This window comes from Beijerinckia sp. L45, from assembly GCF_009765775.1.
Taxonomy (GTDB): domain Bacteria; phylum Pseudomonadota; class Alphaproteobacteria; order Rhizobiales; family Beijerinckiaceae; genus RH-AL1.
The window spans coordinates 44,640-46,081 of the sequence record NZ_LMUU01000265.1; the positions used below are offsets into that span (position 1 = coordinate 44,640).

The 1,442-nt window shown below is 67.5% G+C and carries 2 protein-coding genes; both read right to left on the reverse strand.

Annotated features, from left to right (window positions below):
* Positions 1-285: hypothetical protein (locus GSQ79_RS27185; RefSeq protein ID WP_246725622.1), on the reverse strand; the 285-nt coding region annotated here is incomplete at its 3' end.
* A 411-nt stretch (positions 286-696) separates the two neighbouring features.
* Positions 697-1,442 (reverse strand): OB-fold nucleic acid binding domain-containing protein (locus GSQ79_RS27190; RefSeq protein ID WP_246725623.1); only part of this gene is annotated, 746 nt, incomplete at its 5' end.

Below are 1,442 nucleotides of genomic sequence, written 5' to 3' on the forward strand. Positions count from 1 at the left end.
GTCACCGTATCCGTAGCCGCCATAGTATCCGCCGGCGATCGCGCCCGCCGCCAGTCCGAGGCCGAGACCGGCAGCCCCGTAGCCTAATCCGCGGCCATACCCGCGTCCGCCGTAGCCCCGGCCATAACCACCGAAGCCGCGGCCGCCGCCGAAGCCGCCATGGAACCCGCCGCCGTGGAATCCACCGCCGCCGAAGCCTCGCGCCTCCGCGCTCGGCGCGGATGAAAGGATTGCCATTCCCAGGGCGGCAGACGCCACCGCCACCATCTTCATCTTCCGGTTCATATCATCTCCTTGGTTGGAGATCGAACAAACTCCAGGAGCTCATCGTTCCTGCATGGTCGCCATGCCGCATCCGACCAGCTGGCGCCAACCCCCGTCCACATCGTCAGCCGACCACTCGCGGAATTCTTAAGGGGTCGACGGGCATACGAACCGGACAGTCGCGCACATCCCGATTCGCTTCCTCAGACCCGTCGATCGAGGTTCCAAGTGTACAAACCGCGTCCGCTCGAAGATCTGCATCCCGGAGTCGGCCCGTTCTGGCTCTACCGCGGCGGGGAGTGGCTGATGGCGAGCATCACCTGGCGTGACGGGCGTCCTTCACGGGTGTCGCTGGCGCCCGGCTTGCCGACCGCGAGTTGGGAGGACTGCAGATCCTTGCCGGCCATCGCCATTGCGACCGCCGGCGCGTCGTCATCGAAAATCGCGCGTCCGCACCTTCAAAGTGTCGATATGCAGGTCGCGGATGAAGATGTCTCGCGGCGTGACGCCCGCGGTCTTCGGCTGGCGGCTATCGGGGGCCGAGCCGCCCCGATGAAACTCGTCGCCGCGCCCGTGCGGCAGCGGGAACGAGCCGTCACGACTGCCGACGCCGGCGAGCTCCGCGGATAGGTCCTTGAGGTGGTATGCGACGAGGTGGACCACATCGCCTTCGCGCTGGACCCGCCCGCGCACGGCGATCATGCTGGCCGACAGGACGATGCGGCGGTGCTTCTCGAACACCTTTGCCCAGACGACGAGGTTGGCGATGCCGCTCTCGTCCTCCAGCGTGATGAACATCACGCCCTTCGCAGACCCAGGCCGCTGCCGGACAAGGACGAGGCCCGCAGCCTCAAGCCATCGGCCGTCACGCGCTTCCATCGCCTCGGCACAGGTGGCGATCCTGCGTCGCCGCAAATCCTGCCGCAGGAACGAGACCGGATGCGCGCGCAGGCTGATACCGACGTGACCGTAGTCCTCGACGACCTCGCCGCCGGCCGTCATCGGACGCAGCGCGACGGCCGGTTCGTCGAGTTCGGCGACGGGACCAGCCTCTCGAACCGCCGCCGCGGCGAACAAGGGCAACGGTTCGTCACTAAGCCCCTTGATCGCCCACAGGGCCTCGCGCCGCGCCAGCCTCAGACCGGGCTGGAAGGCGTCGGCTTCGGCGAGTTGAACGA